The sequence below is a fragment of the Paenarthrobacter sp. 10N417 genome, assembly GCF_056394745.1.
Map to the genome: position 1 here is coordinate 303674 of NZ_JBFTIL010000002.1, position 24269 is coordinate 327942.

General features: G+C 60.6%; 23 protein-coding genes. 13 read left to right on the forward strand and 10 right to left on the reverse strand.

Translation table 11 applies throughout. The features are described from left to right. Positions 1–111 precede the first annotated feature (111 nt). On the forward strand, positions 112–1710 hold the full coding sequence (locus tag AC1DCM_RS03820; RefSeq protein ID WP_477517344.1) for an ABC-F family ATP-binding cassette domain-containing protein: 1599 nt from the start codon (positions 112–114) through the stop codon (positions 1708–1710). Between the two features lie 132 nt (positions 1711–1842). On the opposite strand, the gene AC1DCM_RS03825 is transcribed toward AC1DCM_RS03820, so the two are convergent. Genes AC1DCM_RS03825 through AC1DCM_RS03840 form a run of 4 tightly spaced genes read right to left on the reverse strand, consistent with a single transcriptional unit; the run spans position 1843 to position 3957 of the window. After that, on the reverse strand, positions 1843–2328 hold the full coding sequence (locus tag AC1DCM_RS03825) for a YbaK/EbsC family protein (RefSeq protein WP_477517345.1): 486 nt from the start codon (positions 2326–2328) through the stop codon (positions 1843–1845). Further along, positions 2312–3184 (reverse strand): SURF1 family cytochrome oxidase biogenesis protein, encoded by an 873-nt coding sequence (locus AC1DCM_RS03830; RefSeq protein ID WP_477517346.1) that lies wholly within the window; start codon positions 3182–3184, stop codon positions 2312–2314. Before AC1DCM_RS03830 ends, AC1DCM_RS03825 begins: the two co-directional genes overlap by 17 nt. Further along, positions 3185–3460, reverse strand: coding sequence for a hypothetical protein (locus tag AC1DCM_RS03835; RefSeq protein ID WP_442005371.1), 276 nt, complete (start codon positions 3458–3460; stop codon positions 3185–3187). After that, positions 3457–3957, reverse strand: coding sequence for a DUF3099 domain-containing protein (locus tag AC1DCM_RS03840; RefSeq protein WP_477517347.1), 501 nt, complete (start codon positions 3955–3957; stop codon positions 3457–3459). Before AC1DCM_RS03840 ends, AC1DCM_RS03835 begins: the two co-directional genes overlap by 4 nt. A gap of 153 nt (positions 3958–4110) precedes the next feature. Here AC1DCM_RS03840 and AC1DCM_RS03845 point away from each other — a divergent pair, with 153 nt between their 5' ends. From AC1DCM_RS03845 to AC1DCM_RS03855, 3 genes are all read left to right on the forward strand, one after another. Continuing rightward, a complete protein-coding gene (locus tag AC1DCM_RS03845; protein ID WP_223932850.1) occupies positions 4111–4836 on the forward strand; it encodes a beta-ketoacyl-ACP reductase in 726 nt (241 codons plus the stop codon). A gap of 126 nt (positions 4837–4962) precedes the next feature. Next, positions 4963–5715: an SDR family oxidoreductase gene (locus tag AC1DCM_RS03850; protein WP_477517348.1), complete on the forward strand. Its 753-nt coding sequence runs from the start codon at positions 4963–4965 to the stop codon at positions 5713–5715. Positions 5716–6003: 288 nt separating this feature from the next. Further along, a complete protein-coding gene (locus tag AC1DCM_RS03855; RefSeq protein ID WP_477517349.1) occupies positions 6004–7506 on the forward strand; it encodes a sugar ABC transporter ATP-binding protein in 1503 nt (500 codons plus the stop codon). Between the two features lie 80 nt (positions 7507–7586). On the opposite strand, the gene AC1DCM_RS03860 is transcribed toward AC1DCM_RS03855, so the two are convergent. Then, positions 7587–7955, reverse strand: a complete 369-nt coding sequence (locus tag AC1DCM_RS03860; RefSeq protein ID WP_477517350.1) for a hypothetical protein — start codon at positions 7953–7955, stop codon at positions 7587–7589. 328 nt (positions 7956–8283) lie between these two features. Continuing rightward, a complete protein-coding gene (locus tag AC1DCM_RS03865) occupies positions 8284–8733 on the reverse strand; it encodes a hypothetical protein (RefSeq protein WP_477517351.1) in 450 nt (149 codons plus the stop codon). A 191-nt stretch (positions 8734–8924) separates the two neighbouring features. Here AC1DCM_RS03865 and AC1DCM_RS03870 point away from each other — a divergent pair, with 191 nt between their 5' ends. Then, complete coding sequence (locus AC1DCM_RS03870) at positions 8925–10490, forward strand: SpaH/EbpB family LPXTG-anchored major pilin (RefSeq protein ID WP_477517352.1); 1566 nt, start codon at positions 8925–8927, stop codon at positions 10488–10490. A gap of 11 nt (positions 10491–10501) precedes the next feature. Here the strand turns inward: AC1DCM_RS03870 and serB are convergent, their stop codons facing one another. Further along, positions 10502–11395: a phosphoserine phosphatase SerB gene (gene serB, locus AC1DCM_RS03875; RefSeq protein ID WP_442005364.1), complete on the reverse strand. Its 894-nt coding sequence runs from the start codon at positions 11393–11395 to the stop codon at positions 10502–10504. A 111-nt stretch (positions 11396–11506) separates the two neighbouring features. Here serB and AC1DCM_RS03880 point away from each other — a divergent pair, with 111 nt between their 5' ends. The 5 genes from AC1DCM_RS03880 to AC1DCM_RS03900 all read left to right on the forward strand — a co-directional run bounded on the left by AC1DCM_RS03880 (position 11507) and on the right by AC1DCM_RS03900 (position 15511). Beyond that, a complete protein-coding gene (locus AC1DCM_RS03880) occupies positions 11507–12292 on the forward strand; it encodes an ABC transporter ATP-binding protein (protein ID WP_442017848.1) in 786 nt (261 codons plus the stop codon). Positions 12293–12310: 18 nt separating this feature from the next. Then, positions 12311–13096 carry a sulfite exporter TauE/SafE family protein gene (locus tag AC1DCM_RS03885; protein ID WP_442005362.1) on the forward strand — a complete coding sequence of 262 codons (786 nt, stop codon included), beginning with the start codon at positions 12311–12313 and terminating at the stop codon, positions 13094–13096. A 7-nt stretch (positions 13097–13103) separates the two neighbouring features. Continuing rightward, complete coding sequence (locus tag AC1DCM_RS03890) at positions 13104–13913, forward strand: TrmH family RNA methyltransferase (protein WP_477517353.1); 810 nt, start codon at positions 13104–13106, stop codon at positions 13911–13913. A 142-nt stretch (positions 13914–14055) separates the two neighbouring features. Next, complete coding sequence (locus tag AC1DCM_RS03895) at positions 14056–14313, forward strand: type B 50S ribosomal protein L31 (protein WP_216925747.1); 258 nt, start codon at positions 14056–14058, stop codon at positions 14311–14313. Positions 14314–14401: 88 nt separating this feature from the next. After that, the gene (locus AC1DCM_RS03900; protein ID WP_477517354.1) at positions 14402–15511 is read left to right on the forward strand and encodes a lipoyl protein ligase domain-containing protein; all 1110 of its coding nucleotides are present in this window, start codon (positions 14402–14404) and stop codon (positions 15509–15511) included. On the opposite strand, the gene pepN is transcribed toward AC1DCM_RS03900, so the two are convergent. After that, positions 15508–18111 (reverse strand): aminopeptidase N, encoded by a 2604-nt coding sequence (pepN, locus tag AC1DCM_RS03905; RefSeq protein WP_477517355.1) that lies wholly within the window; start codon positions 18109–18111, stop codon positions 15508–15510. The genes AC1DCM_RS03900 and pepN overlap by 4 nt on opposite strands. Positions 18112–18115: 4 nt before the next feature. After that, complete coding sequence (locus AC1DCM_RS03910; RefSeq protein WP_477517356.1) at positions 18116–19180, reverse strand: YeiH family protein; 1065 nt, start codon at positions 19178–19180, stop codon at positions 18116–18118. Positions 19181–19291: 111 nt separating this feature from the next. Between AC1DCM_RS03910 and AC1DCM_RS03915 the strand changes: the two genes are divergently transcribed. The 3 genes from AC1DCM_RS03915 to AC1DCM_RS03925 all read left to right on the forward strand — a co-directional run bounded on the left by AC1DCM_RS03915 (position 19292) and on the right by AC1DCM_RS03925 (position 22705). After that, positions 19292–20848: a circularly permuted type 2 ATP-grasp protein gene (locus AC1DCM_RS03915; protein WP_442005357.1), complete on the forward strand. Its 1557-nt coding sequence runs from the start codon at positions 19292–19294 to the stop codon at positions 20846–20848. An 82-nt stretch (positions 20849–20930) separates the two neighbouring features. Continuing rightward, positions 20931–21857, forward strand: coding sequence for an alpha-E domain-containing protein (locus tag AC1DCM_RS03920; protein WP_216925742.1), 927 nt, complete (start codon positions 20931–20933; stop codon positions 21855–21857). Then, positions 21854–22705: a transglutaminase family protein gene (locus AC1DCM_RS03925; RefSeq protein WP_477515641.1), complete on the forward strand. Its 852-nt coding sequence runs from the start codon at positions 21854–21856 to the stop codon at positions 22703–22705. Before AC1DCM_RS03920 ends, AC1DCM_RS03925 begins: the two co-directional genes overlap by 4 nt. Positions 22706–22781: 76 nt before the next feature. Here the strand turns inward: AC1DCM_RS03925 and AC1DCM_RS03930 are convergent, their stop codons facing one another. Then, a complete protein-coding gene (locus AC1DCM_RS03930; RefSeq protein ID WP_477517357.1) occupies positions 22782–24233 on the reverse strand; it encodes an SDR family NAD(P)-dependent oxidoreductase in 1452 nt (483 codons plus the stop codon). Positions 24234–24269 lie beyond the last annotated feature (36 nt).

Here is a 24269-nt window from a genome sequence, read left to right on the forward strand (position 1 = left end):
GGGAGGGCAGGCTGCCGGTAGACTTGAACAGGCTGTTCTCACGGCCGTCCCCGCCGCAACTACCGGGCCACCGGTCACGCAGGCGTTCCCCATTGAAAGGCATCACCCGAATTGATTACCGTCCAGGAACTCGAACTCCGCGCCGGCGCACGCCTGCTCATGGACAAGGTCAACTTCAGGGTGGACAAAGGCGACAAGATCGGCCTTGTCGGCCGCAACGGCGCGGGCAAGACCACTTTGACCCGCGTCCTCGCAGGCGAAGGCCTGCCGGCAGGCGGCAAAGTAACCCGTAGCGGTGAGATCGGCTATCTGCCCCAGGATCCCCGCACCCCGGACATGGAACAGCTCGCCCGTGATCGCATCCTTTCTGCCCGTGGCTTGGACGTGGTGGTGGGGAAGCTGAAGAAGGCACAGGACGAGATGGCCAGCGAGGATGACGCCATCCAGCGCAAAGCCATGAACCGCTACGACCGCTTGGAAACTGAGTTCCTGGCCGGCGGAGGATACGCCGCCGAAGCGGAGGCAGCCGCGATCTCCTCCAACCTTGCGCTCCCTGAACGCATCCTCAACCAGCCGCTGAAGACCCTCTCCGGTGGCCAGCGCCGTCGTGTTGAGCTCGCCCGCATTCTCTATTCCTCGGCAGAAACCCTGCTCCTCGACGAACCCACCAACCACCTCGACGCCGACTCCATCACGTGGCTGCGCGACTTCCTGAAAGACCACCAGGGCGGACTGATCGTGATCAGCCACGACGTCGAATTGCTGGAAGCCACTGTCAACAAGGTGTACCACCTTGACGCCAACAGGGCCCAGATCGACTACTACAACATGGGCTGGAAGCGCTATCTCCAGCAGCGCGAAACGGATGAACGAGCCCGCAAGCGCGAACGCGCCAATGCTGAAAAGAAAGCCCAGGTCCTCATCGACCAAGCCAACAAAATGCGTGCCAAGGCAACAAAAGCTGTCGCAGCGCAGAACATGGCAAAGCGTGCTGAACGTCTCCTCGGCGGCTTGGAAGCGGTCCGCGAAAACGATCGCGTCGCCGCCCTGCGCTTCCCGGATCCCTCCCCGTGCGGCAAGACCCCACTGACCGCCGAAGGGCTCAGCAAGTCCTATGGCTCACTGGAGATTTTCACTGACGTGGACCTGGCGATCGATCGCGGCTCCAAGGTGGTCATCCTTGGCCTCAACGGTGCCGGCAAGACTACCCTACTGAGAATGCTTGCAGGCGTGGACAAGCCGGACACCGGCGACATCATCCCGGGACACGGATTGAAAGTGGGCTACTACGCCCAGGAACACGAAACCCTGGATCACGATCGCACGGTCCTTGAAAACATGCGTTCCTCCGCACCTGACATGAAGGACGCCGAGGTCCGCGGCATTCTGGGTTCGTTCCTGTTCTCAGGTGACGACGTCGAAAAGCCGGCGGGAGTTCTGTCCGGCGGTGAGAAGACCCGGTTGGCCCTCGCGACCATCGTTGCCTCCAGCGCCAACGTGCTGCTCCTCGACGAGCCCACCAACAACCTGGACCCAGCCAGCCGCGCGGAAATCCTCGGTGCGCTGAAGAACTACAGCGGCGCCGTCGTCATGGTCAGCCACGATGAAGGCGCCGTCTCAGCCCTGAATCCGGAACGCGTGGTGCTGCTGCCGGACGGTGTTGAAGATCACTGGAACGAGGACTACCTGGATCTGATTACGCTGGCTTAGGGTTCGCGGTGCCGCTTGCGTCCGCTTCGCGGCGCGCTCGATGTGCCGCGTGCTCGCTCGTTCCTCGCTTAGACGCACGCTACGCACATCAACCGCGTCGCTTCGCTCGCGGGCCTGTCGCCCTGGCGGGAGCTAACGTACTTGGAGTTCTTCAGCGTTTGTGATGGCTTTTAGTTCCTCGTAGGTGATGGAGAACATTGAATTGTGGTCTCCGGCGCCGGCCCACAGTAGTGGGTGTTCTTGCAGCGAGGTGTCCAGGATGGTTCTTATGCGTTGTGGGTGACCGATAGGCGCGACTCCGCCCACCTCCTGGCCGGTGTGTTTCAGTACGAAATCTGGCTTCGCGCGGCGGATCTTTTCGGTTCCCAGGAGTTTGGCTACCAGTGTCGTATCTACCATTGCGGCTCCGCTGGCGAGTATCAGCAAAGGTTTGCCGTCGAGTTCGAAGATCAGGCTGTTGGTGATGGCTGCAACCTCGCATCCAAGGACAGAGGCGGCCGCTGCAGCCGTGGGCACCTTGTCTTCGAAGATCCGGACGGTGTCCTCAGCGCCTGCGGCCGTGAGGGCCGACTTCACGTTGAACACCGGGTCCGGAACCGCTTCAGTAACCTTGGGCATCCAGGATTGCGTCTTCCTCTTCTTCTGACGTGGGGCGCTTGTTCTTTCGGTTTACCGGCACGCGGCGCTTGGGTGGCCCGTTGGCAGCAATAACTTCCTCGGCGTCGTCTTCGTCCTCTTCAGCGTCGATGGCAGCGTTACGCGCCTGCTGCCTGGCTGCGTAGCCGAAACCAATGAACATCAGGACGCCGAAGGCAAACCACTGCAGGGAGTACGAGAGGTGCGTGCCCTCTTCCGTCGCTGGTTTGGGGAACGGCGTGGGCATGGGTTGGACTGCGGGATCCTCGCTGGCCAGCTGCCCATAAGCGCCCGTCGCGATGGGGTAGGGGAGTTCGCTTGCAAAGCTGGCCAGGTCAATGGATGGCAGTTGTCCATCCACCGCACCGCGGTCCAGCTTCGGTTCCGTTGGCTTGAGGCGGGCAACCACGGTCACTTCGCCCGCGGGAGGTGCCGGAACGACGTCGGGACGGCCCGGCGTGTTGTTGCCAATCGGCAACCAGCCGCGGTCGATAACCACCGCTTCGCCGGAGGTGAGACGGAAAGGAACCACGACGTCGTAACCTGGCTGCCCGTTCAACGGACGGTTCCGTACAACGCGCTGGCCATTCAGGTCGTAACTACCCCGCAGTTCAACCTGGGTCCACTCCCGCTCGGGGTCCAGGGTGCGGAACTGGTCCTTGATCCCAGCGAAGGGGACAGGCGTCGCGGAGTAGTTGTTCACCACGCGGTTGATCTCAGCCAGCGTCTCTGCCCGCCGATCCATTTGCCAGCGGCCAAGGAACACGCATGCTGTGGCGAAGATAACGGCCAGAACGAAATAGCCCAGCCACTTGCTGGAGAAAAGGAAACGATACATTCAGCGGGCCTCGCCAACAGCAGCGTCATCTGCCTCGAAAGGGACGGTCTCTTTCCAGAGGCCCCGCGTTTGGAGGTAGTCCTCAAGCCACTCGCGATGCTCGTTGCACGAAAGCCAAACCTTCCGCCGTTCGGGGGTATGGATCCGGGGGTTATTCCACAGGAGTTGCCACGCCGCCCCCTCCCGGCATCCCTTACGGGAGCACAGGGCGGGGCCACTGGCGCGATCGGACTCCTGGCTGCCCAAACCGGCGCCGCCAAGGTTAAAGATGTTCATGAAGCCGCCCGTTCGTTGCCGGCGTCCCCGGCCTTCGGTGTATGAGTAGCGTCAGGCTCTGTTTCCTGACTTGGTGGTTCATCGTCCACCACCTCGCCTTTTAGCACGGTGACGTTGTCCGTCGATTCCTCTTCGGTGGGCAGCGAAGAGCCCTCGATTTCCGCTGTTCCCACGTAGTCGAGCAAGGAATCGCTGTGATCCTCGGCTTTGTCGCTGCCATTGGCGATGACCACGGCTATCCAGGGAAGGAACACGGCTCCGGCCACGGCGATTATTTTCAACCAGCCGTCCACCACGAAGATCAGGATGATGCAGACCATGCGAATACCCATCGCCACTGCGTACTTGATCATGCGCTCCCGCATGTCTTCCGAGTGGGCAGCCGCGGCATCGGTGATGCTGTGGACTTCGGGATCGCCAGAGACGGCGTCCGGATCCCCGGGCACCTGCTGCAGGGGACTGTTTTCTCGTGTCACAACTGAATCATCACGCTCCAAAGGCTTCTCTCAATTCTCTCACCAAGGCGGTGGCCGCCCAAACCGCGGGACGGGCCGGTTACCGGCGGGTTGTAGCWGGTGCCCGATAAGATCGAGGCAGGAAATCCCCTCTTCACCGCAGCACACCCATGCCGCAGAACCTGGAGCGAAAGTATGTCTGAAGCAGTATCCACCGGCCGGAGCGTCCTCATCACCGGCGGCAACAGGGGAATCGGTCTGGCCATTGCCGAGTCCTTCCTTGCGAACGGTGACAAGGTGGCAGTGACCTATCGAAGCGAAACAGAACTGCCTGAAGGCATCCTGGGAGTCAAAGCCGATGTCACTGACGAAGCCTCGATCGATGCCGCCTTTAAGACAGTAGAAGAAGCGCACGGCCCGGTGGAGGTTTTGGTTGCCAATGCCGGCATCACCAAGGACACGCTGCTCCTGCGCATGAGTGAGGACGACTTCACCTCCGTGCTGGACACCAACCTCACCGGTGCGTTCCGCGTCATTAAGCGTGCTTCCAAGGGCATGATCCGTCTCCGCAAAGGCCGCGTGGTCCTCATCTCATCGGTCTCCGGGCTGTATGGCGCTCCGGGCCAGATCAACTACTCCGCCTCGAAGGCGGGCATGGTGGGCATCGCACGCTCGCTGACCCGCGAACTGGGCAGTCGGGGGATCACGGCCAACGTGGTTGCTCCGGGATTCATCAACACGGACATGACGGCAGAACTTCCCGAGGAAACCCAGAAGTCGTACCTGGCGAACGTGCCGGCAGGCCGTTTCGCCGAGGCTTCCGAGGTAGCCAATGTTGTGCGTTGGGTGGCCAGCGACGAGGCCGCCTACATTTCAGGGGCAGTGATTCCCGTTGACGGCGGTCTCGGGATGGGCCACTAAAGCGGCCCGCTCCGAGGCAAACAGCAGGTTTTTTGTCGCCAGCCGACAACGGGGTTCGAGTCGGTCGCTGGCATGATGGAACCCGGGCCCACACATTTTTAGATGAAGTGAACAAAAGGAGCACGAATGGGAATGCTGGATAACAAGACCGCGATCGTCACGGGATCTTCGCGTGGCATCGGTGCTGAAGTCGCCAAGATCCTCGCGGGTGAGGGCGCCGCTGTGGTCGTCAACTACCGTCAGAAGGCACCGCGCGCCAACAAGGTCGTCGCTGAAATCCAGGCAGCGGGCGGCCGCGCTGCGGCCGTCGGTGCAGACCTCACCACCGACGAAGGCGTTCACACTCTTGCCAGCACCGCCATGGAGCAGTTCGGCTCGCTTGACGTGCTGGTACTGAACGCATCCGGTGGCATGGAGTCCGGCATGGAGGAGGGCTACGCGCTCAAGCTAAACCGCGATGCCCAGATCAACATGCTCAATGCGGCTGTGCCGCTCATGCGCGAAGGCTCKCGYGTCGTCTTCGTCACCAGCCACCAGGCGCATTTCGTGGAGACCGTTCCCACCATGCCTGAATACGAGCCGGTAGCAAAGAGCAAGCGCGCCGGTGAGGACGCACTGCGCGCACTCCTGCCCGACCTTGCCGACAAAGGCATCTCGCTGGTGGTTGTTTCCGGTGACATGATCGAGGGCACTGTGACGGCCACCCTGCTTGACCGCTCCAACCCGGGCGCCATCGAGGCCCGCCGCGCAGAAGCAGGCAAGTTGTATTCCGTTGAAGAATTTGCGGCAGAGGTCGCCAAGATGGCGACGGCCGACGTCGAAACCGGCCACACCGAATACGTGGGTGGAGCAGACTACTTCGGCAAATCCGCCGAGTAGGCACCCTGGCAGAATTAGTTGTGGCCCGGACACGCGTCCGGGCCACAACTGTTTAACCGTCCAGATGCCAATCAAAGTGGACCATGACAATTTGATAAATTGTTCAGTTTCCTGCAACACGAAATACTAAAAGTTGTTTCAAGTTCCCGCTTTTGCATTTGGGGAATCTATCTGATTGAATCTGCAAGGCGTCGTCGTCCCTAAATGCAAGCAAACTGTATTAAGCCAAGGTAGGAACTTTATGGCAGTGTCCAGGGTCGAGCCCACTACTGTGAACTAGGAGCATCTTTGGACCTGTTACTGCACGCTGATGATATTCATGCGTCCTACGATCAAAGGCGCATCCTCAAGGGCGTTGAGCTTTCCCTCCACCGCGGCGAGATCCTGGGATTAATCGGGACCAATGGTGCGGGCAAAACCACTCTCATGGGCGTATTGGCAGGATCCCATAAGCACGATGACGGGCACATCATGCTGGCTGGCGAGAAATACGGACCGGATTCCATGGAGGAAGCCCAGGCTTGCGGCGTCGGCCTCATCCCGCAAAATTTCCGCCTCGACCCTGAACTGACCGTCGCCAAGGCCATTTTTCGCGGAACTTTTCAAGCTGACAAATCCCATGATGAACTCCGGATTCAGGCAGTTAAACTCATCAAGGACATCGGGATCACCTTGGATCCGGACGTGAAAGTGGGCACGCTGATCCGTGCCGAGCAGACACTCGTGGAAGTTCTGAGAATGGTGGCCGAAGAAGCCCAACTCGTCATCATGGACGAAGTTGCTGCGTCGCTACCGGATCATGACGTCGCCGTCCTGCATCAAGTTTTGCGGATGCTCGTCGGGCAGGGGCGTGCGATCATCTACATCACCCATCGCCTTGATGAAGTCCGCTCCATAGCCCACCGCATCGCTGTCATGCGGGACGGCAAGGTCCACAAAATCCTGGAAGCCAGCCGGACAGACGTCGACGAGCTCGCTTTCCTCTTGCTTCAGCACAAGCTGGCCAACACCTCCAGACCCACTGATCCGGCACCCGGAGATGAAGCTATGCGGGTGGTTGAGCTCACTGTGGAAGACAGTATCCGCGATATTTCCTTCAGCGTATCCAAAGGTGAGATTTTCGGGTTGGCGGGAACACATCGCTCAGGCATATATCAATTGCTTGAAGCGCTTGTGGGTATTCACCCGAGTACCTCGGGCCAGATTTTCATGCAAGGAAAACCTGTACAGATCCGAGGGCTGCAGGATGCACTGCGTTTGAAGATCGGTTACTTGTCAGACACCGCAGACACCCTGGAATCGGCAAGTGGAATCGTTGAAGGCCTTCAGCGCAGTGACGATACGGCCGGGTCCAATTTACAGGATGAAATCACTCAGCTTCGTGGCGTGATCGAACTGGTTCGCCGTATGCGCATCAACACGACAAACATCCATGGTGCCATCACCACTCTTTCGGGTGGCGATCGCCAGAAGGTGCAGCTTGCCAAGTGGATGACGAGCGACTGCGATGTGTTGATCCTTAGCCACCCCAGCCGCGGTATAGATGTTGGGGCCAAAGAGACGGTGTACAGGATGCTCCAGGAGCTCAGCCGAACCGGGGTTGCGATCATCCTGTTGTCGTCGGATTTGTCGGAACTGGTCAGCTGGTGCCATCGGATTGGTGTGATGCGCAACGGCGAAATGGTAGCCATAGAGGCTAATGCCAATACCAACGAAGACGCCCTGGTACACCATATGCTCGGCGAGAAGTTCACGTCCGGCAGTGGGGAAGCCCGCCGCGTGAAGAGTTGACTGCAGTGTGCCTTCCTGACGTGAAACCGAAAGGGGCGACCGCGAATGCGCGGCCGCCCCTTTCGCTCTTACGGGGAAGATCAGATGGTAATTCCCTTGGCGAGATTGTTGAGCTTGTGGCGCGCCAATGCAAGGTTTGCGTAGGTGCGGTCAAGCACCAAGTAGACAAACAGGCCCTTGGAACCGCCTGAGTTAAGAACGTTGATCAGGTGGTACTGCGAACCCAAGGTTATGAGGATGTCTTCGATATCGCTCTCCACATGCAGGTCGGCCATGGTGCGGAGTTTTGCACTGACAACATTCGAGTTACCGGCAGCGGCCACTCCCAGGTCAAAGCCAGGACTTCCGCCCTGGGCCAAAGCCATTCCGCTGGAGTAGTCCACGACGGCCGCGCCTGTTGCGCCCTCGATGGACAGCAACTGCTTTATGGATTCGTCAAGCGTGCTCATATTTTGTTCTTCCTTTTCTTTTTTATCATCACCGATATGTGTGAAGTAGACCGCCCCGGGCTGCTGGTACACCGGTGCATTACGAAGTGATTCATCCTCATGGGCATGCACTTCAGCAGGAACATGCTTTTCCCGACGTTGCCACCATCTTCGTGCGTGCCGCGAACGATTCACTTTCTGCCCCTGCTGGTCTTAATCCCGGGCCGCCTAATGCATCACGACTCCGTCTTGGAATTTCCAACAATACACATTAAGAAGCCACCGGAACGCACTGTCTCAAGAAGCGAACCAGTTAGTGACAATCGCATAAATTATTCGAAAGTTGGCGTCACGAAATGCGACCCCGGGCTTCGGAGGCGCTTCTGCGCAGCGTCTTTCGATTAATGAAAGCGACGTTAATAATGTGGTCTCCTCCAGCTTCCGTCGTATTTTGGAAGATCACTTGATACGGAGTACGCCGAATCAAAAGGGCTATCCCGTCAGGAGCCCTGTCAGGCGTTTTGGACGCATTGGCGAGCATGTCCCGGAAACCCGGATGGTTTTCCACGTGCCCCCGGATCCCGGATTGATCAAAAGACGCCAGGGTAGACAACCACACAGTTCCATCTGCCTCGATAACTCCGTGAGCCGGGTACACCACGTGGCCGGTTGCAGTGGCGAAGCCGAAGTCTGTTGGGAAGATCTTGAATCGCCCACACCAAGCGGTGAAGTGCTTCCTCAGCACACCGTCAGGATCTGCTGAAACAACAGATCTGAAAAGGGTTTCATGCTCCGGCAACGCATCTCCTTCGGATGGGCAAGCCGATGTTCGCTCACCGGCAAGGGTCACATCTGATGAGTGTCCTGAAAGCGCCAATCGTTTCGCTGAAAACCCTGTGAAATGCGCAACATGAACCCTCTGGTCCCGCTACTCGAATGGTGGAGGTCCCTGGGCAATTGCCCGGGGCACCATCAATCGAAGGGACAAGTGTGATAAATCAACGCGCATCACGGCACTGGCGAGCGGCCACTGCCATCTTGGTCGGGGCGGTGCTGACTGTGTCACTTTCCGTTGCCCCAGCTTCGGCAGCACCCGTGATTGACAGTGACCAAACCGGTTCCATCACTGTTCACAAATTCGAGAAGCCGATCCCTGAAGGCGGCGGGAACAACGGTGGCGGCGGACACGGTGGCGGCGGACACGGTGGCGGCGGCAGTAATGGCAGCGGGAACGGTGGCAGCGGCAACAACCTTTCCCGCGTCGTTCCGGACACCACCGCCCTGACGCCCTTGCCCGGCATTGAGTTCACGATCCAGCAGGTCAACACCATTGATCTATCCACCAATGCGGGCTGGGACGCGGCACACGACCTCAGCGGCGTCTTCGCGTCGTCTGACCCGTCCGGTTCCATCACAGGCGCTGGATACACGTTGGGTGCTGGCCAGGCCCAGGTCACTGCCGCCGACGGCACTGCCTTATTCGCCAACTTGCCCATAGGCCTGTATCTGGTGACGGAGACCAACTATCCGGCCGGCGTCACCCCATCGGCCCCGTTCCTTATCTCGGTGCCACTAACCGATCCGGACAACCAGGACAACTGGATCTACGACGTCGACGTATACCCGAAGAACTCTGTTTCCGGTGCGGAGAAGATCGTCACTGATGCTCCCGACGTCAAGCTCGGCGACCAGGTCGATTGGACGATCACAGCTGATATCCCGAACGAGGCCGTGATTGACGGTTACAAGGTGGTGGATCAGCTCGACACCAAACTGACCTACGTCGGTGCCACCGCCCAGTTGGAGGATGGTACGCCACTTATCGAAGGTACGGATTACGTTGTGGGCTTCGACGCCACAACCAACACCGTCTCGGTGGTCTTCACCGATGACGGGCGTGCCTTGCTGGCAGCCCGCACCCAAACCCGTGTTCAGGTCATGGTGAGCACCAAGGTCAACACCATCGGGGAGATCGAAAACGAAGCACTCGTCTACCCGAACGCTGCGAGCTTCAACATCACCCCCGGCCAGCCGGGAGGGCCAATCGTAACGCCGCCTGTCGCTACCAAATGGGGCGGGATGACGTTGCAGAAGGTGGACGAGAATGCTGCCGCCCTGGCCGGCGCTTCTTTCTCGGTCTACACCAATGAGGCTGATGCCAAGGCAGGCACCAACCCCGTGGATATTGAAGGCCAAAGCGTCTTCACCGTTGCCGGCGATGGAACGTTGACCATTTCAGGCCTGCGCTACTCGGATTGGGCCAACGGTGCGGCCGTTGCCCCTGGGGACGCGGACTACCGCACCTACTACCTGGTGGAGACCACAGCGCCGACAGGGTACGAACTGCTCGCCGAGCCTGTGTCCTTCCTGATCAACTCCACCACCACAGCCGTCGGTATTGACCTGAGCGTGAAGAACATCCCGTCCAACAACGGCTTTGAACTGCCGCTGACTGGCGGCGTGGGAACCGGCATTCTTTACGTAGCCGGTGCTCTGCTGGTCATTGGTGCCGGCCTGTTGTTCGTCCGCAACCGCAGGGCGGGTAGGAACAGCTAAGCACGTGGGTTTCAGACGTTGGCGATGTGCCGCACCGCATCAAGGTACGGCATGTTGATGACGGCGTCTGCCGCTGCACGGACGGCCGGTTTGGCGTTGAAGGCAACGCCAATTCCGGCCGTCCCCAGCATGTCGAGGTCGTTGGCGCCGTCGCCCACAGCGATGGTGTGCTCAAGGTCGATCCCCTCAGCGGCTGCCCACTCACGCAGGTACTTCTCCTTCGCCGCGCGATCAATCACGTCGCCCAGCACCCTGCCCGTCAAAGCGCCATCGACGATTTCCAACTCGTTGGCAATCCAGTAGTCCAGGCCGAGTTCTTCAGCGATGGGCCCCAGGATCTGGTTGAAGCCGCCGGAAACAACAGCCACCACGTGGCCTGCCTCCTTGAACGCGGCCACCAGTTCTGCTGCACCAAGGCTGAGGCGCACTTCCGCACGTACAGAATCGACGACGGCGGCAGGCAGCCCTGCGAGCACTTCAACGCGGGCGTAGAGGCTCTGGGCAAAATCCAGCTCCCCACGCATGGCTGCTTCGGTAACAGCTGCAACTTCGTCGCGCTTGCCCGCATACGCTGCCAGCAACTCGATGACTTCCTGCTGGATCAGCGTGGAATCCACATCCATGATGAGGAGCTTCCTGGGAGCCTGGCGAAGGGCCTCCGGAACGATCGCAGTATCTACTCCGGCATTCGCGGCCTCAGCCACCCGCCGTCGAATAGCACTTAGTTCTGCAGGTGTGATTGCATCAACGGCGAGACCGGCCGTGTGAACACCGAAGCGGTCGTCCCCGGAATGTGATTCCGATGACACTGCGGCACCGGCATCAGCCAGCACTTTGCGCACGTTATCAAGCGATTCAGGGGACAAATTCACGCCATAGCTGACCGCAGCCAAGTTCGAAGTCATGGCCTCAATCCTACTGAGCGTGCCAGGTTCACCCGAATTCGTTTCTCCGCAGCAGCGAGCACCTATGCCCGGTTATCAGTCATCTGTATTTTTGTCCTAGTGTCTACTGCTATGAGTGATGTTCTGGAATTGGCTTCCGTCAGCGTTGTCCGAGGCAAGAAGACCCTGCTGGACAAGGTTGACTGGCAGGTCAACGAAGGCGAACGCTGGGTCATTCTTGGCCCCAACGGCGCAGGCAAAACCACACTTCTCCAGATTGCTGCAGCACGCATGCACCCGTCCAGCGGAAGGGCAGGGATCCTTGACGAAACCCTGGGCCGGGTGGACGTCTTTGAACTGCGCCCCCGGATTGGCCTTTCCTCGGCAGCACTCGCTACCCAGATTCCGGAACACGAGAACGTCCTCAATGTCGTAGTTACCGCGGCCTATGGCGTCACGGGCCGCTGGCGTGAAGGATACGAGCGCGACGACGAGCGTCGCGCCTTTGGCCTTCTGAACGACTGGGGGATGGGCCCGCTGCTCAACCGCACGTTTGCCACTCTCTCCGAAGGTGAGCGGAAGCGGGTGCAGATCGCGCGCGCACTCATGACCGATCCCGAACTCCTGCTCCTGGATGAACCGGCGGCCGGACTGGACCTCGGGGGGCGCGAAGAGCTCGTGCACAAACTTGGTGAACTGGCCAAGGACGAGGCGGCTCCGGCGATGGTCCTGGTTACCCACCACCTCGAAGAAGTTCCCCCGGGATTCACCCACGCAATGCTGCTGCGCGAAGGTGGAGTAGTGGCAGCTGGTGCCATCAAGGACGTTCTCACGGACGAACACCTGAGCAACACCTTCGGCCTTGCCCTGGACGTCACGGAAAACGCCGGCCGCTACACCGCAACCGCACGCCGCTAGGCGAACTCTTCGTCAACTGTGGAGATTCTTAGCAGCGTCCTGGTCTTTTTCGCGGGCTTGTGGGCCGGCACCATTAATGCGGTAGTCGGCTCCGGCACCCTCGTGACTTTTCCAGTGCTCATTGCGCTGGGCGTAACCCCGGTGGTTGCCTCCATGAGCAACGCCATGGGCCTGGTGGCCGGAACTGCGGCCGGAGCATGGGGATATCGCCAGGAACTCGCGGGCCGCGGCAGGCAGTTGCTGAAGCTGCTGCCGGCTTCACTTCTGGGCGGCATCACTGGCGCATGGTTGTTGCTGCACCTTCCGGACAAGGTGTTCCATTACGTCGCCCCCGTCCTGTTGGTACTGGCGCTGCTGATGGTGGTGTTCCAGCCTCGACTCCAGGCCTCAGTGCGAAACCGTGAAGAGAACCCGGAGCATGCCCTCAGGGACCGGAGCCACGGCATCCTCCTCGTGGTCCTGGTTTACCTCGCCGGGGTATACGGCGGCTACTTCGTAGCGGCCCAAGGGATTTTGCTCGTAGGAATATTGGGCGTGTTCCTCACCGGGACCATGCAGAACGCCAACGCCATGAAGAACATCCTGGTGCTCGGCGTCAACATGGTGGCGGCTGTGTCCTACCTGATCTTTGCCTTCGATCGCATTAACTGGCTCGTGGTCCTGCTTATCGGCGTGAGCTCAACCATTGGAGGCCTGGTTGGATCCAAGGTTGGCCGCAAGCTTTCCCCGCGCGTTTTGCGTGCGATTATCTTCACCCTTGGCATCGTGGCCCTCGTCGTCATGATCGCCAACCTGCTGAAATAATCACCCGGTGACGTTCCACTACCTTGAGTCCGCGGATGATCCCCGCGTGACCGACTACACCACCCTGACCGATGTGCACCTTCGCAAGCTCCGCGAGCCTAAAGAAGGCATGTACATCGCCGAATCCTCCAAGGTTCTTCGTCGGGCGCTGGCAGCAGGTCATCAGCCACGTTCCTTCTTCCTGGCTGAGAAGTGGCTGGAAGACCTCGACGACGTTTTCCGGGCCTATCCCGACGTTCCGGTCTTCATCGGCAAGGCCAAGCTGCTGGAAGAAATCACGGGATTCCACCTGCACCGCGGAGCGATGGCAGCCATGCACCGTCCGGAACCCGTGCCGCTCACGGAGCTGCTGGCCGGTGCCCGCCGGATTGCCGTACTGGAAGACACCGTGGACCACACGAACGTCGGCGCCATCTTCCGTTCAGCTGCCGCCTTGGGAATGGACGCCGTGCTTGTTTCGCCGCGCTGCGGGGACCCACTGTATCGCCGGAGCGTCCGGGTCAGTATGGGAACGGTCTTCCAGGTTCCCTGGGCACGTCTGGAAAGCTGGCCGGGCGACCTCGAAAGGCTCAAGGAACAGGGCTTCACAGTTGTCGCTATGGAATTGACCGATGACGCTGTTGACCTTGACGAACTCGCTGCCCGCAACATCCCCAAACTCGCTCTGGTACTTGGCACGGAAGGTGCCGGAATGAGCGCAGAGACGCTTGCCGCCGTCGACCTCGCCGTCAAGATTCCGATGCGCGCCGGTGTCGATTCACTGAACGTCGCATCCGCTTCGGCGGTGGCGTTCTGGGAGCTTCGCCCGCAGGAGTGAGCCTGGTTCGTGCACCCGGCTGGTTTCGGCTATGATTGATTGTTGGCCCGGCCGCTGGAATTTCTACATGGCAGCAGGCGGACCACCTCCATTCATACCTGGCAGCTGGCAAAATCCAGTTGCGTGAACAAAAGGTCCCATTATGAAGTCTGATATCCACCCGAAGTACGAAGCTGTTGTTTTCAACGACCTGGCTTCCGGCACGAAGTTCCTGACCAAGTCGACTGTGTCTTCCTCGAAGACCATCGAATGGGAAGACGGAAACACCTACCCGGTTATCGACGTCGAAATCTCTTCGGAGTCCCACCCGTTCTACACGGGCAAGCAGCGCATCATGGACTCCGCTGGCCGCGTCGAGCGCTTCAACGCTCGCTTCAAGGGCTTCGGCGGCACGAAGTAACCCACTTCACCCCAAAGCTTTTCGAAAGCCCGCATCGCTGGAATTTCCAGCAATGCGGGCTTTTTTGTTTTCCGGCAAGATGGAACCCATGACGTTCCAGCCCGCACCCGAAAAGCCCACTAACTACATTGACGACGGCGCCACGCGCCTTCACGGGGAGTATAAAGTTCCCGGCGGCAAACTCGTGGTGGTGGATCTGGACGTCCAAGGCGGCCTCTTGGCCAACGTTTCACTGAGTGGCGACTTCTTCCTGGAGCCGGACGAAGCCCTGCAGGACATCAATGCGGCGCTGACGGGCCTGCCTTCGACCACGTCGGCTGCAGACATCACTGCAGCTGTCTCAGCCGGGTTGCCCCCAGGGTCCGTGCTTTTTGGATTCTCGGCGGAGGCCGTGGCAGTGACCGTCCGCCGTGCGCTGTCCAAAGCCACAGCCTGGTCCGATCACCAATGGGAAATTATCCCGCCTACGGTCCTGCCCACCGAGGTTAACGTCGCACTCGATGAGGTCCTCACGGAAGAAGTCGGCGCGGGACTGCGAAATCCCACCCTGCGGTTCTGGGACTGGGAGGAACCTTCAGTGGTGATCGGGAGTTTCCAGTCCGTTCGCAACGAAGTCGATCCTGAAGGCGTATCCAGGCACGGCATCACAGTTGTCCGCCGGATCAGTGGTGGCGGTGCAATGTTCATGGAAGCCGGCAATTGCATCACCTACTCCCTCTACGTACCGCAGACGTTGGTGGACGGCATCAGTTTCGCTGATTCCTACGCCTTCCTTGACGCATGGGTCATGGCGGCGCTGGACAAGCTTGGCATCACGGCTTTCTATGTTCCCCTCAATGACATCGCCACTGAGCAAGGCAAGATCGGTGGCGCGGCCCAGAAACGGCTCGCCAATGGAGGCATGCTGCACCACGTGACAATGAGCTATGACATCGACGCCGACAAGATGGTGGAGGTGCTGCGCATCGGCAAGGAAAAGCTCTCAGACAAAGGCACGCGAAGCGCCAAGAAGCGAGTGGATCCATTGCGCCGGCAGACCGGCTTGGCCCGCGCCGCCATCATTGAGGCCATGCAGGAAGTTTTTACGGAACGGTACGGCGCAGTTGAGTCCTGCGTGTCGGACGACGAACTTTCGGAGGCCAGGAAGAGGGTAGAAACCAAGTTCGGCACAGAGGAGTGGTTGTACAGGGTTCCCTAACCGGCGGCCTGCGCCGTCAGCGCCCGTAGCAGGTGGCTGCGCTGTTCGATGATGATGCGGCGCAAAGCGCGGGGTGCATCGGCATGCTCATGCAGCCACCGGTCAGTCTTCACCAGCACTGGATGCGTGATCGGCTCCATCCCGGCGGCTAAATCCTGGGCGCTGGGGTAGAGGCCCCTGACGATCCTGCCTGCGATTTCGATACTGCGCTCAGCCCAGACACGTTCCAGGCATTCAAAGTAGGGCTCGATGTATGGGTCCACGAGGTCTCTGGGCGCAATGGTGAAACCCGTGATTGTTGCACTGAGGATCTCGTTGGACAGGCCAGTGGTGTTGACTGCTGCGTCCCATGCTCCAGCCTTTACGGAGGGGTCAGGGCGGGCTGAGGAGGCTACTGCATGGCCTTCACGGCCGGAGGCCGTCTTGTCCGCCTCAAGTTCAGCCTCCAGCTCGCGCTGCGTGGCTTGTCCATGGGCGGCCAGGGCCTGCCAGAAACTCCAGCGCAGTTCAGCATCAACGGCCAGGCCCTCAATAACAGTGCCGCCTTCCATGATGCCCCGCAGCAGGGGGAGCTCGCTGTCGCCGTGCCTGGAAACATCGGCCAGGGTTCTGGCCCACGCAAGCTGGTGGTCGGATCCAGGGGCTGCGGATTGCAATTGGGCGGCGGCGACTGCCAGGAAGTCCTTACGCGCGCCTTCCCGCATGACAGCGGGGACATAACGTTCAATAGCGGTGGCCGCATTTCCCAGCACGTTCAGGAGGACGCCGATGCCGGTTTCGGTGGCTGCGAATTGTTCGACGGCGGCAACGTACCGAACCGCTGGCGTAGCGCCATCCCGAGCCGAATCCCACAGTGCGGTCCAGCACAGGGCACGTGCCATGGGGTCCTGGATGGTGCCCAGGGAACTGCGGACCGTGTGCTCCGAAATGACGTCCAGCCGCACCTTGGCGTAACTGAGGTCCTCATCGTTGACCAGCAGCAGGGCGGGCCGGGGCTTCCCTGCCAGTTCGGCCACCAGCGTGCTCGGGCCAGAGACGTCCAGCTCGATGCTCTCTCGCCGGACGAGGTGGCCGGAGGAATCGGGGTCATACAGGCCCAACCGGAGTCGATGGGTCCGCAACTCCTGCCTGCCGGTCAGGGGGTCGATTGCATCCTGTTGGAGCGTCACGGTGCCCATGATCCCGTTGTCATCAACGATGTCCGCCGTGATCGTGGAAATGCCCGATGTCTGCAGCCACTGGCGCGCCCAGCCGGCAAGGTCCCTTCCCGACGCGACGCTGAGCGCCTGCAGAAGGTCCTGTAGCGAGGTGTTGCCGAACTCGTGGTCCCGGAAGTACTGACGGGACCCGGCAATAAAGTCATCAAAGCCTACGTAAGACACCAGTTGCTTCAGAACAGAGGCCCCTTTGGCATACGTGATTCCATCAAAGTTCTGCTTGGCCGCCTCGAGGTCCGGAATGTCAGCAACGATGGGGTGCGTGGTAGGCAGCTGGTCCTGTACATAGGCCCAGGCTTTGCGTTTGCTGGCAAAATTCACCCATGCGGTATCCCAGTCAGTGGCGCGGTCCACGCCGAGGGTCCCCATGTAGTCAGCAAAGGATTCCTTCAGCCAGAGGTCATCCCACCAGGTCATGGTGACGAGGTCGCCGAACCACATGTGGGCCATCTCGTGCATCAGTGTGTTGGCACGGGCCTGGTACTGGGCGTCCGTTGCCCGCGAAGCGTAGACATACTTCTCGGTGAAGGTGACCAGCCCGGGGTTTTCCATTGCGCCGAGGTTGTACTCGGGCACGAACGCCTGATCGTATTTGCCCCAAGGATAGGGGTAGTCGAAAAGTTCGTTGAAGAACGCCAGCCCGCTCTTGGTCAGCCGGAAGAGTTCATCGGCATCGAACGACTCCGCCAAAGACGCGCGGCAGTAAAGGGCCAGTGGCACGTCAAGGCGGGTGCCGTCGTCGAGAGTTGCTCCCCAATGATCCGTCGCCTTGAAGTAGGGCCCGGCGAGGATCGTGGTGATGTAGGTGGACATCCGCTTGGTGGTGGCAAAGTCCCAGCAGCATGCTGCCGCATCATCCGCTAGAGGCGTTCGGGAGGTCTCCACGCCATTGGAGGCGACTTCCCAGCCTGCCGGAGCGATCACGTGGAAAGTGAATTCGCCTTTGAGATCGGGCTGCTCGAAGTTGGCGAAGACGCGGCGACTGTCGGCCGGTTCGTACTGGGTGTAGAGGTAGCACTGGCCATCGGCGGGGTCGACAAAGCGGTGCATGCCCTCTCCGGAGCGGCTGTAGAGCGCTGTCCCGGTCACAGTGACGGTGTTTTCGGTGGCGAGGCCTTCCAGGATGATTCTGTCCCGGTCCACGGCACGGTCAACATCAAGCTCCCTGCCGTTCAGGACCACGGACTTCACTCCGCCGCCGATGAAATCGAGGAAGGTGGCTGAACCGGGTTTGGCTGAAAACCTGATGGTGCTAGTGCTCGGGTAGCCGGCGGTTGCGGGATCTGCCGCGTCGCGGACATCGAGGGTGACGTCGTAGCTGTGGGTGGTGATCAGGGCTGAACGTGTTGCGGCTTCGTCGCGCGAGAGATTGTGATTCGACACACAGCTATCTAATCATGATCCATACGGCGCCCAGGCCCAGCGTTGCGATCAGCAGCCACGATCCCAGTGCAACAGCAACGGCACGGCCACCGGTATGAACCAGGGTGCGCACCCGCACGGCGGAACCGAGCCCAAACAGGGCGGTCGCAAGCAGGATGTCCTGTACTCCGGCGGCGGCTTCCAGAGCTGCCGGTGGCGCCCACCCCAAGGTGCGGACGCCCACCATCGCGATGAAGCCGAGGACAAACAGAGGGACAATCGGCGGGAACCTGCCGTCGCCGTCGTGCTGTCCTGATGGACCTGGTACCCCATTGGACCGCCGCCGGACGTGCATCACCCGCTGGTGGAGCCCTGCCGCCGCCGCGATGGGCGCCAGAAGCACCACTCGCGTCAATTTAACGACGACGGCGACGGCCAGCGCCGCTGTCCCCGCAGTTTGGGCGGTGGCAACCACTTGACCGACATCATGCACGGATGCACCGGTCCAGGCTCCGAATTGTTCCGGGTTCAAGCCCAGGGGGTGCATGAGGAGGGGGAGCACTCCAATGGCCAGAGTGCCGCACAATGTCACCAGCGCCACGGGAAGAACAGTGTCCTGATGCTTGACCCGCCGTACCGCTGCCATGGCACCGATGGCAGACGCACCACAAATGGAAAACCCTGTGGCGATCAGGAGGGCCGCCTCGTCCGGAAGGCGCAGGATCTTCGCGAGTCCATATGTCCCGGCGAAACTCAGTACTACAACGGCCGCAATCAGAAGCAGTGACAACCACCCCAATCCCAGGACGTCGCCCATGCTCACCTTGAGTCCAAGCAGGACGATTCCGGCACGCATGAGGTGCTTCCCGGCGAAGTCCAGGCCTGGCCGGGCGCGCCCCGCCGCCCAGACAGCAGTGCCCGGTATATTTGCAGAGAGCAGACCCAGTGCAACAGCAAGCGTCATGACGGGAATGACCCCCAATGCCGGAAATACCGTGTGGACGGTAAAGGCGACCCCCGTTGCGGCAATACTCAGGACCAACCCCGGCCCCAGCCGGGACAGGTGGGGCGCAAGACTGTTCAAGGGCATGCCTCAACCCTGCCGGATGGGGGCACCGAAAGGCGAACCGGGAGTCTCCGGAAACCGCGACACAATCAGTGCGAAATGCGCTTGACTCAAAAAGGTGATTGTCTAATTCCCATGTCTGACCTATTTCAGGATTATTCCGAGGCCGCTGCGCGCAGCGGTGCCTACGACGAGATGTTCGCTCCCGGCCACGTCGCCAGAAAATCCTACGGTCAGGTCTCCGGTGCACTGCGCGAACTTTCCCTGGCCGATGTCACCGCCCGCGCCGATTCCATGGCACGTACGTTCCTGGACCGCGGTGTGACGTTCGACTACGCGGGGGAGGAGCGGCCATTCCCGCTGGATATCGTCCCGCGCGTTATCCCCGCCGATGAGTGGGACGTCCTTGAGCGCGGCGTGGCGCAGCGGGTCAAAGCCCTTGAAGCATTCCTCAACGATGTGTATGGCCGGATGGCCGTGGTGGCTGATGGCGTCATTCCCCGGCAACTCGTCACCACAAGCGCCCATTTCCACCGTGCGGTTCACGGCTTCGAGCCTTCCGGTGGTGTTCGCGTCCACGTCTCAGGCATCGACGTCGTCCGTGATGCCGAAGGCACCTTCCGTGTCCTCGAGGACAACGTCCGGGTCCCCTCCGGCGTGAGCTACGTACTGGAGAACCGCCGTGCCATGGCAAAGGGCCTGCCCGAGGCATTCGGCCAACAACACATCCGGCCGGTGGAGGAGTACCCCCGCAGGCTCCTCTCAGCGCTGCGCAAGACCGCACCGGCCGGCGTCGACGATCCCACGGTTGTGGTCCTCACACCTGGCGTGTTCAACAGCGCTTATTTTGAGCACACCCTGCTTGCCGGACTCATGGGCGTGGAATTGGTGGAAGGCCGGGACCTGATCTGCCGCGGCAACCGTGTGTACATGCGGACCACAGCCGGCGAACAGCGTGTGGACGTCATCTATAAGCGAATCGACGACGACTTCCTGGATCCCCTGCAGTTTCGGTCCGATTCCATGCTTGGTTGCCCTGGCCTGGTCAACGCCGCCCGCGCTGGTGGCGTCACCATCGCCAACGCCGTTGGCAACGGCGTAGCCGACGACAAGCTCGTGTACAGTTACGTGCCTGACCTGATCCGGTACTACCTTCACGAAGAGCCAATCATCGCCAACGTCGACACTTTCCGGCTTGAAGAAAAGGAAGCCAGGGAACATGTTCTGGACCGCTTGGAGGAGCTTGTGGTCAAGCCCGTCGATGGTTCGGGCGGCAAGGGCCTGGTCATCGGTCCGGATGCTTCCAAGGAAGAGCTTGACGCTTTGCGGAAGCGCGTCATTGCAGATCCGCGCGGCTGGATCGCACAGCCCGTTCTTCAGCTCTCCACTGTTCCCACGCTCTCCGGAGACAAATTCGGGCCGCGGCACGTGGACCTCCGCCCCTTTGCGGTCAACGACGGCGACGACGTCTGGGTCCTTCCCGGCGGCCTGACGCGTGTGGCGCTCAAGGAGGGTTCCCTGATTGTGAATTCCAGCCAGGGCGGTGGTTCCAAAGACACCTGGGTGTTGGCCAATTCGCCACAAATGCCTGCCGAGATCATTCCCCGCCAGTCCGTGACGGTGCGCGAGCAGGTTTCTGTGTGGCCCGTGGAAAGCAATTGGCGGGACCGCCAAACGGAGCAGCAGCAGTGAGCCGGATCGCAGGCCTCAGCGGAATCACTTCTCGATCAAACCCTGAACTTCGACAAGCACCACGCGAAGGAGGCGCAGTTTCATGCTGAGCCGTATTGCCGAGTCACTTTTCTGGATCGGACGCTATGTGGAGCGGGCCGACGGCACTGCCAGGATCCTGGACGTGCACCTGGAGCGCTTGAACCACCTGCCCCTTGAGGAGCAACGCAGTGTGGCCCGCGAACTCCTCGCCGTAATGGGCGCGAAACCACAAAGCGAAGACTTCGGCCTGCCGGAGTTGCTGCATGCACTTGCCTATGACAAGCAGAGCGCATCCTCCATCGCGGGCTCGCTTGGCGCCGCACGTGAGAATGCACGCAGGGCGCGGGAGACCGTCTCGCAGTCACTCTGGGAAAGCCTCAACACTACGTATTACGGCCTCAGCCAGCATCGCAAGGACGTCGTGGGAACCTACCGTTTCTGCAACTGGGTCCTTGAGCGGACCGCCATGGTGCGCGGCCTGGCCGACACCACCGTCAGCCATGACGAGAGCTGGCTGTTCATGGTGCTCGGGCGTTCCCTTGAGCGTGCCGACATGACAGCACGCATGCTGTCCACGCGCGATGTGCAGTCCGCGGGAATGTCGTGGGTGAACATGCTGCGCTGCGCCGGAGCCTATGAGTCCTTCATCCGGACCCGGAGGGCCGCATTTGGCGACCAGCACGCAGCCGAGTTCCTCCTTCTGGACCGTTTGTTCCCGCGCTCGATCGTCTACGCCCTGCGCGACGCGGACGAGTGCCTGGCAAAGCTGGATCCTTCAGCACAGCGGGTCGGCTTCATCAATGATGCGCGTCGGATTGTCGGGCAGGCCAGAACGTTCCTTGAGTTCCACCGGACGGATGACCTGATGTCCGAATTGCCAGAGCATATGGAACGTGTGCAGAAGGCCGTGACCCAGGCTTCGGACGCGATTTCCCGTAAGTACTTCAATCAGGCTGATGAGCACGCCTGGGTGGGAGAAGTTTCATGACCCGGCTGAGCATCGTCCACAAGACGGCGTACAAATACAACCGACGCGTGACGTTGTCCTACAACGAGGCGCGGATGACTCCGTTGACGGACGGCCAGCAGGTGGTCCTGGAGTCCTCGCTGAAGGTTTCACCCAACCAGGCCTCGGTCAGCACGTACCGAGACTACTGGGGCACGCGGGTCACTGCCTTCGATATGCAGATGCCGCACGAGAGCCTCGAAGTCCTTGCAACGGCCACGGTGGAAGTGCACCGGACCGAGCGCGTGGCAACCGAGGACGACATCGTGGGCTGGGACGTCATCGCCTCGGAGAAGATCCAGGATGAATTCAGCGATTGGCTGCCCCAGTCCCGCTTGAGCGGTCCGGGCGAGGAAGTCCTCGGCATCATCCCAGGCGTGGTGGACGGTAAGAACCCCCATGAGGCCGCGTTGGCGGTCTTTTCGTGGATGGCTGGCGAGATGACGTACATGAAGGGCACCACCGGTGTCACGACGAACGCCGAACAGGCGTGGACGCAACGCCAGGGTGTCTGCCAGGACCTTGCCCATTTGGCCATTGGTGCATTGCGTAGCCGGGGCATTCCAGCGCGCTACGTTTCCGGATACATCCATCCGCGATCGTCCGCTGACATCGGCGAAACGGTTGCCGGGCAGTCCCACGCCTGGCTGGAGTGGTGGGACGGGGAGTGGCGCAGCTGGGATCCCACCAACCATAAGCCTGCCGGCGACTACCACGTGACCGTGGCGAGGGGACGGGACTACCGGGATGTTCCGCCGCTGAAAGGTATTCTTTCCGGCGGCGGAGGTTCGGGGCTATCCGTTTCCGTGGAGATCACCCGCCTCGCATAAGCAGTTAGTGAACAGATATGGCCCCCAAGAAAGCACTTGGGGGCCATATCTGTTCACAAGTCGAGGATTTTTTGATCTACCAGGGGGAGGGCTTGTAGTCCTTGAGGAATACTCCATACTGGTCCTCGCCATTCTCACCCATCACGATGGGGTCATATACGCGGGCAGCACCGTCCACCAGGTCCAAGGGCGCGTGGAATCCTTCTTCCATGAGCCGCACCTTGGTGTAATGCGGACGTTCATCGGTGATCCAACCGGTGTCCACGGCAGTCATGAGGATGCCATCGGAATCCAACATTTCCTGGGCACTGGTTCGCGTCATCATGTTCAAGGCAGCTTTGGCCATGTTCGTGTGAGGATGCCCCGGACCCTTGTAGGCACGGGAGAACTGCCCCTCCATGGCCGAAACGTTCACGATGTACTTTCGCCTCGCCGTTGAGCGTTTCATGGCATCGCGGAGGCGGCTGACCAACAGGAACGGAGCCGTGACGTTGCACAGCTGCACTTCGAGCATTTCGAGCGGATCCACTTCGTCCACTACTTGCGTCCAGCTGTTGATGGTGGCGAGGTCCGGCACCAGCCCGCCGGCATCGATAGCCGTTCCTGATTCAATCCGGGCCAAAGACGCCGAGCCGGTAGAGAGCGCCAGGGAAGTGATCGCGTCTCCGGCGAGGACAGGATGGTCGGTGACGCTGCTGGCCAGGGCCAGTGGATGCTTGTCATGGGCGTGGCCGAACGTGACAAGCTCGGGCCCTCCGTTGGAAGCCTCCAACGCCGCCGGCAAGGGCTCATCCTCGGCGTCAACCAAGGGTTTGTAGGCGTTACCGGTCCGCCGCACGGTTTGCGCGGCATTGTTGATGATGATGTCCAGCGGACCGGCCTTGTTCAGGGAGTCCGTCAGGGCCATCACCTGGGCGGGATCACGGAGGTCAATGCCAACGATCCGCAAGCGGTGCAGCCAATCCGCGCTGTCTTCCATGGCCGCAAACCGACGTGCCGCGTCTTTGGGGAAGCGCGTTGTGATGGTGGTGTGGGCACCATCCCTGAGCAGGCGGAGCGCAATGTACATACCAATCTTGGCGCGGCCACCGGTCAACAAGGCATTGCGACCCGTGAGGTCCGTGCGGGCATCGCGTTTGCTATGGCTGAATGCAGCGCACTCGGGGCACAGCTGGTGGTAAAACGCATCCACCTGTGTGTAGTGCTGCTTGCAGATGTAGCAGGGACGCGAACGGATCAAGTGGCCCGCGACCTCGCCAGTAGCTGAAGGAGCAAGCTTGTTGCCACGGGTTTCGTCGTCAATGCGGTCCGGTGCAGCTGTTGCCGTGAGGGCAATGACTGCACGGTCCGCTTCCGCGATCAGATCCCGCTTGGTGACGCGGCGGTGCCGCTTGACGGCTTTGAACATTTTGCCCGTTGCGCGGCGGACCGCGACGTAGTCCGGGTGCTCCTCGTCATAGACGTGGATTGTGGTCAGAACCTTGAGGCAGGCCTGGATCTCTTCAGGCGTCAGATCGGTGGAGCTCATTGACCTGATTTTACAGCCTTGGGAGCCTGGGGCCTG

What these genes read in the sequence shown, in the direction of transcription:
- AC1DCM_RS03825 (WP_477517345.1), bottom strand. Translation starts at nt 2,328, where the DNA reads ATGCCCAAGGTTACTGAAGCGGTTCCGGACCCGGTGTTCAACGTGAAG.
- AC1DCM_RS03830 (WP_477517346.1), bottom strand. Translation starts at nt 3,184, where the DNA reads ATGTATCGTTTCCTTTTCTCCAGCAAGTGGCTGGGCTATTTCGTTCTG.
- AC1DCM_RS03835 (WP_442005371.1), bottom strand. Translation starts at nt 3,460, where the DNA reads ATGAACATCTTTAACCTTGGCGGCGCCGGTTTGGGCAGCCAGGAGTCC.
- AC1DCM_RS03845 (WP_223932850.1), top strand. Translation starts at nt 4,111, where the DNA reads ATGTCTGAAGCAGTATCCACCGGCCGGAGCGTCCTCATCACCGGCGGC.
- AC1DCM_RS03860 (WP_477517350.1), bottom strand. Translation starts at nt 7,955, where the DNA reads ATGAGCACGCTTGACGAATCCATAAAGCAGTTGCTGTCCATCGAGGGC.
- serB (WP_442005364.1), bottom strand. Translation starts at nt 11,395, where the DNA reads ATGACTTCGAACTTGGCTGCGGTCAGCTATGGCGTGAATTTGTCCCCT.
- AC1DCM_RS03880 (WP_442017848.1), top strand. Translation starts at nt 11,507, where the DNA reads ATGAGTGATGTTCTGGAATTGGCTTCCGTCAGCGTTGTCCGAGGCAAG.
- AC1DCM_RS03895 (WP_216925747.1), top strand. Translation starts at nt 14,056, where the DNA reads ATGAAGTCTGATATCCACCCGAAGTACGAAGCTGTTGTTTTCAACGAC.
- AC1DCM_RS03900 (WP_477517354.1), top strand. Translation starts at nt 14,402, where the DNA reads ATGACGTTCCAGCCCGCACCCGAAAAGCCCACTAACTACATTGACGAC.
- AC1DCM_RS03910 (WP_477517356.1), bottom strand. Translation starts at nt 19,180, where the DNA reads ATGCCCTTGAACAGTCTTGCGCCCCACCTGTCCCGGCTGGGGCCGGGG.
- AC1DCM_RS03915 (WP_442005357.1), top strand. Translation starts at nt 19,292, where the DNA reads ATGTCTGACCTATTTCAGGATTATTCCGAGGCCGCTGCGCGCAGCGGT.
- AC1DCM_RS03920 (WP_216925742.1), top strand. Translation starts at nt 20,931, where the DNA reads ATGCTGAGCCGTATTGCCGAGTCACTTTTCTGGATCGGACGCTATGTG.
- AC1DCM_RS03925 (WP_477515641.1), top strand. Translation starts at nt 21,854, where the DNA reads ATGACCCGGCTGAGCATCGTCCACAAGACGGCGTACAAATACAACCGA.
- AC1DCM_RS03930 (WP_477517357.1), bottom strand. Translation starts at nt 24,233, where the DNA reads ATGAGCTCCACCGATCTGACGCCTGAAGAGATCCAGGCCTGCCTCAAG.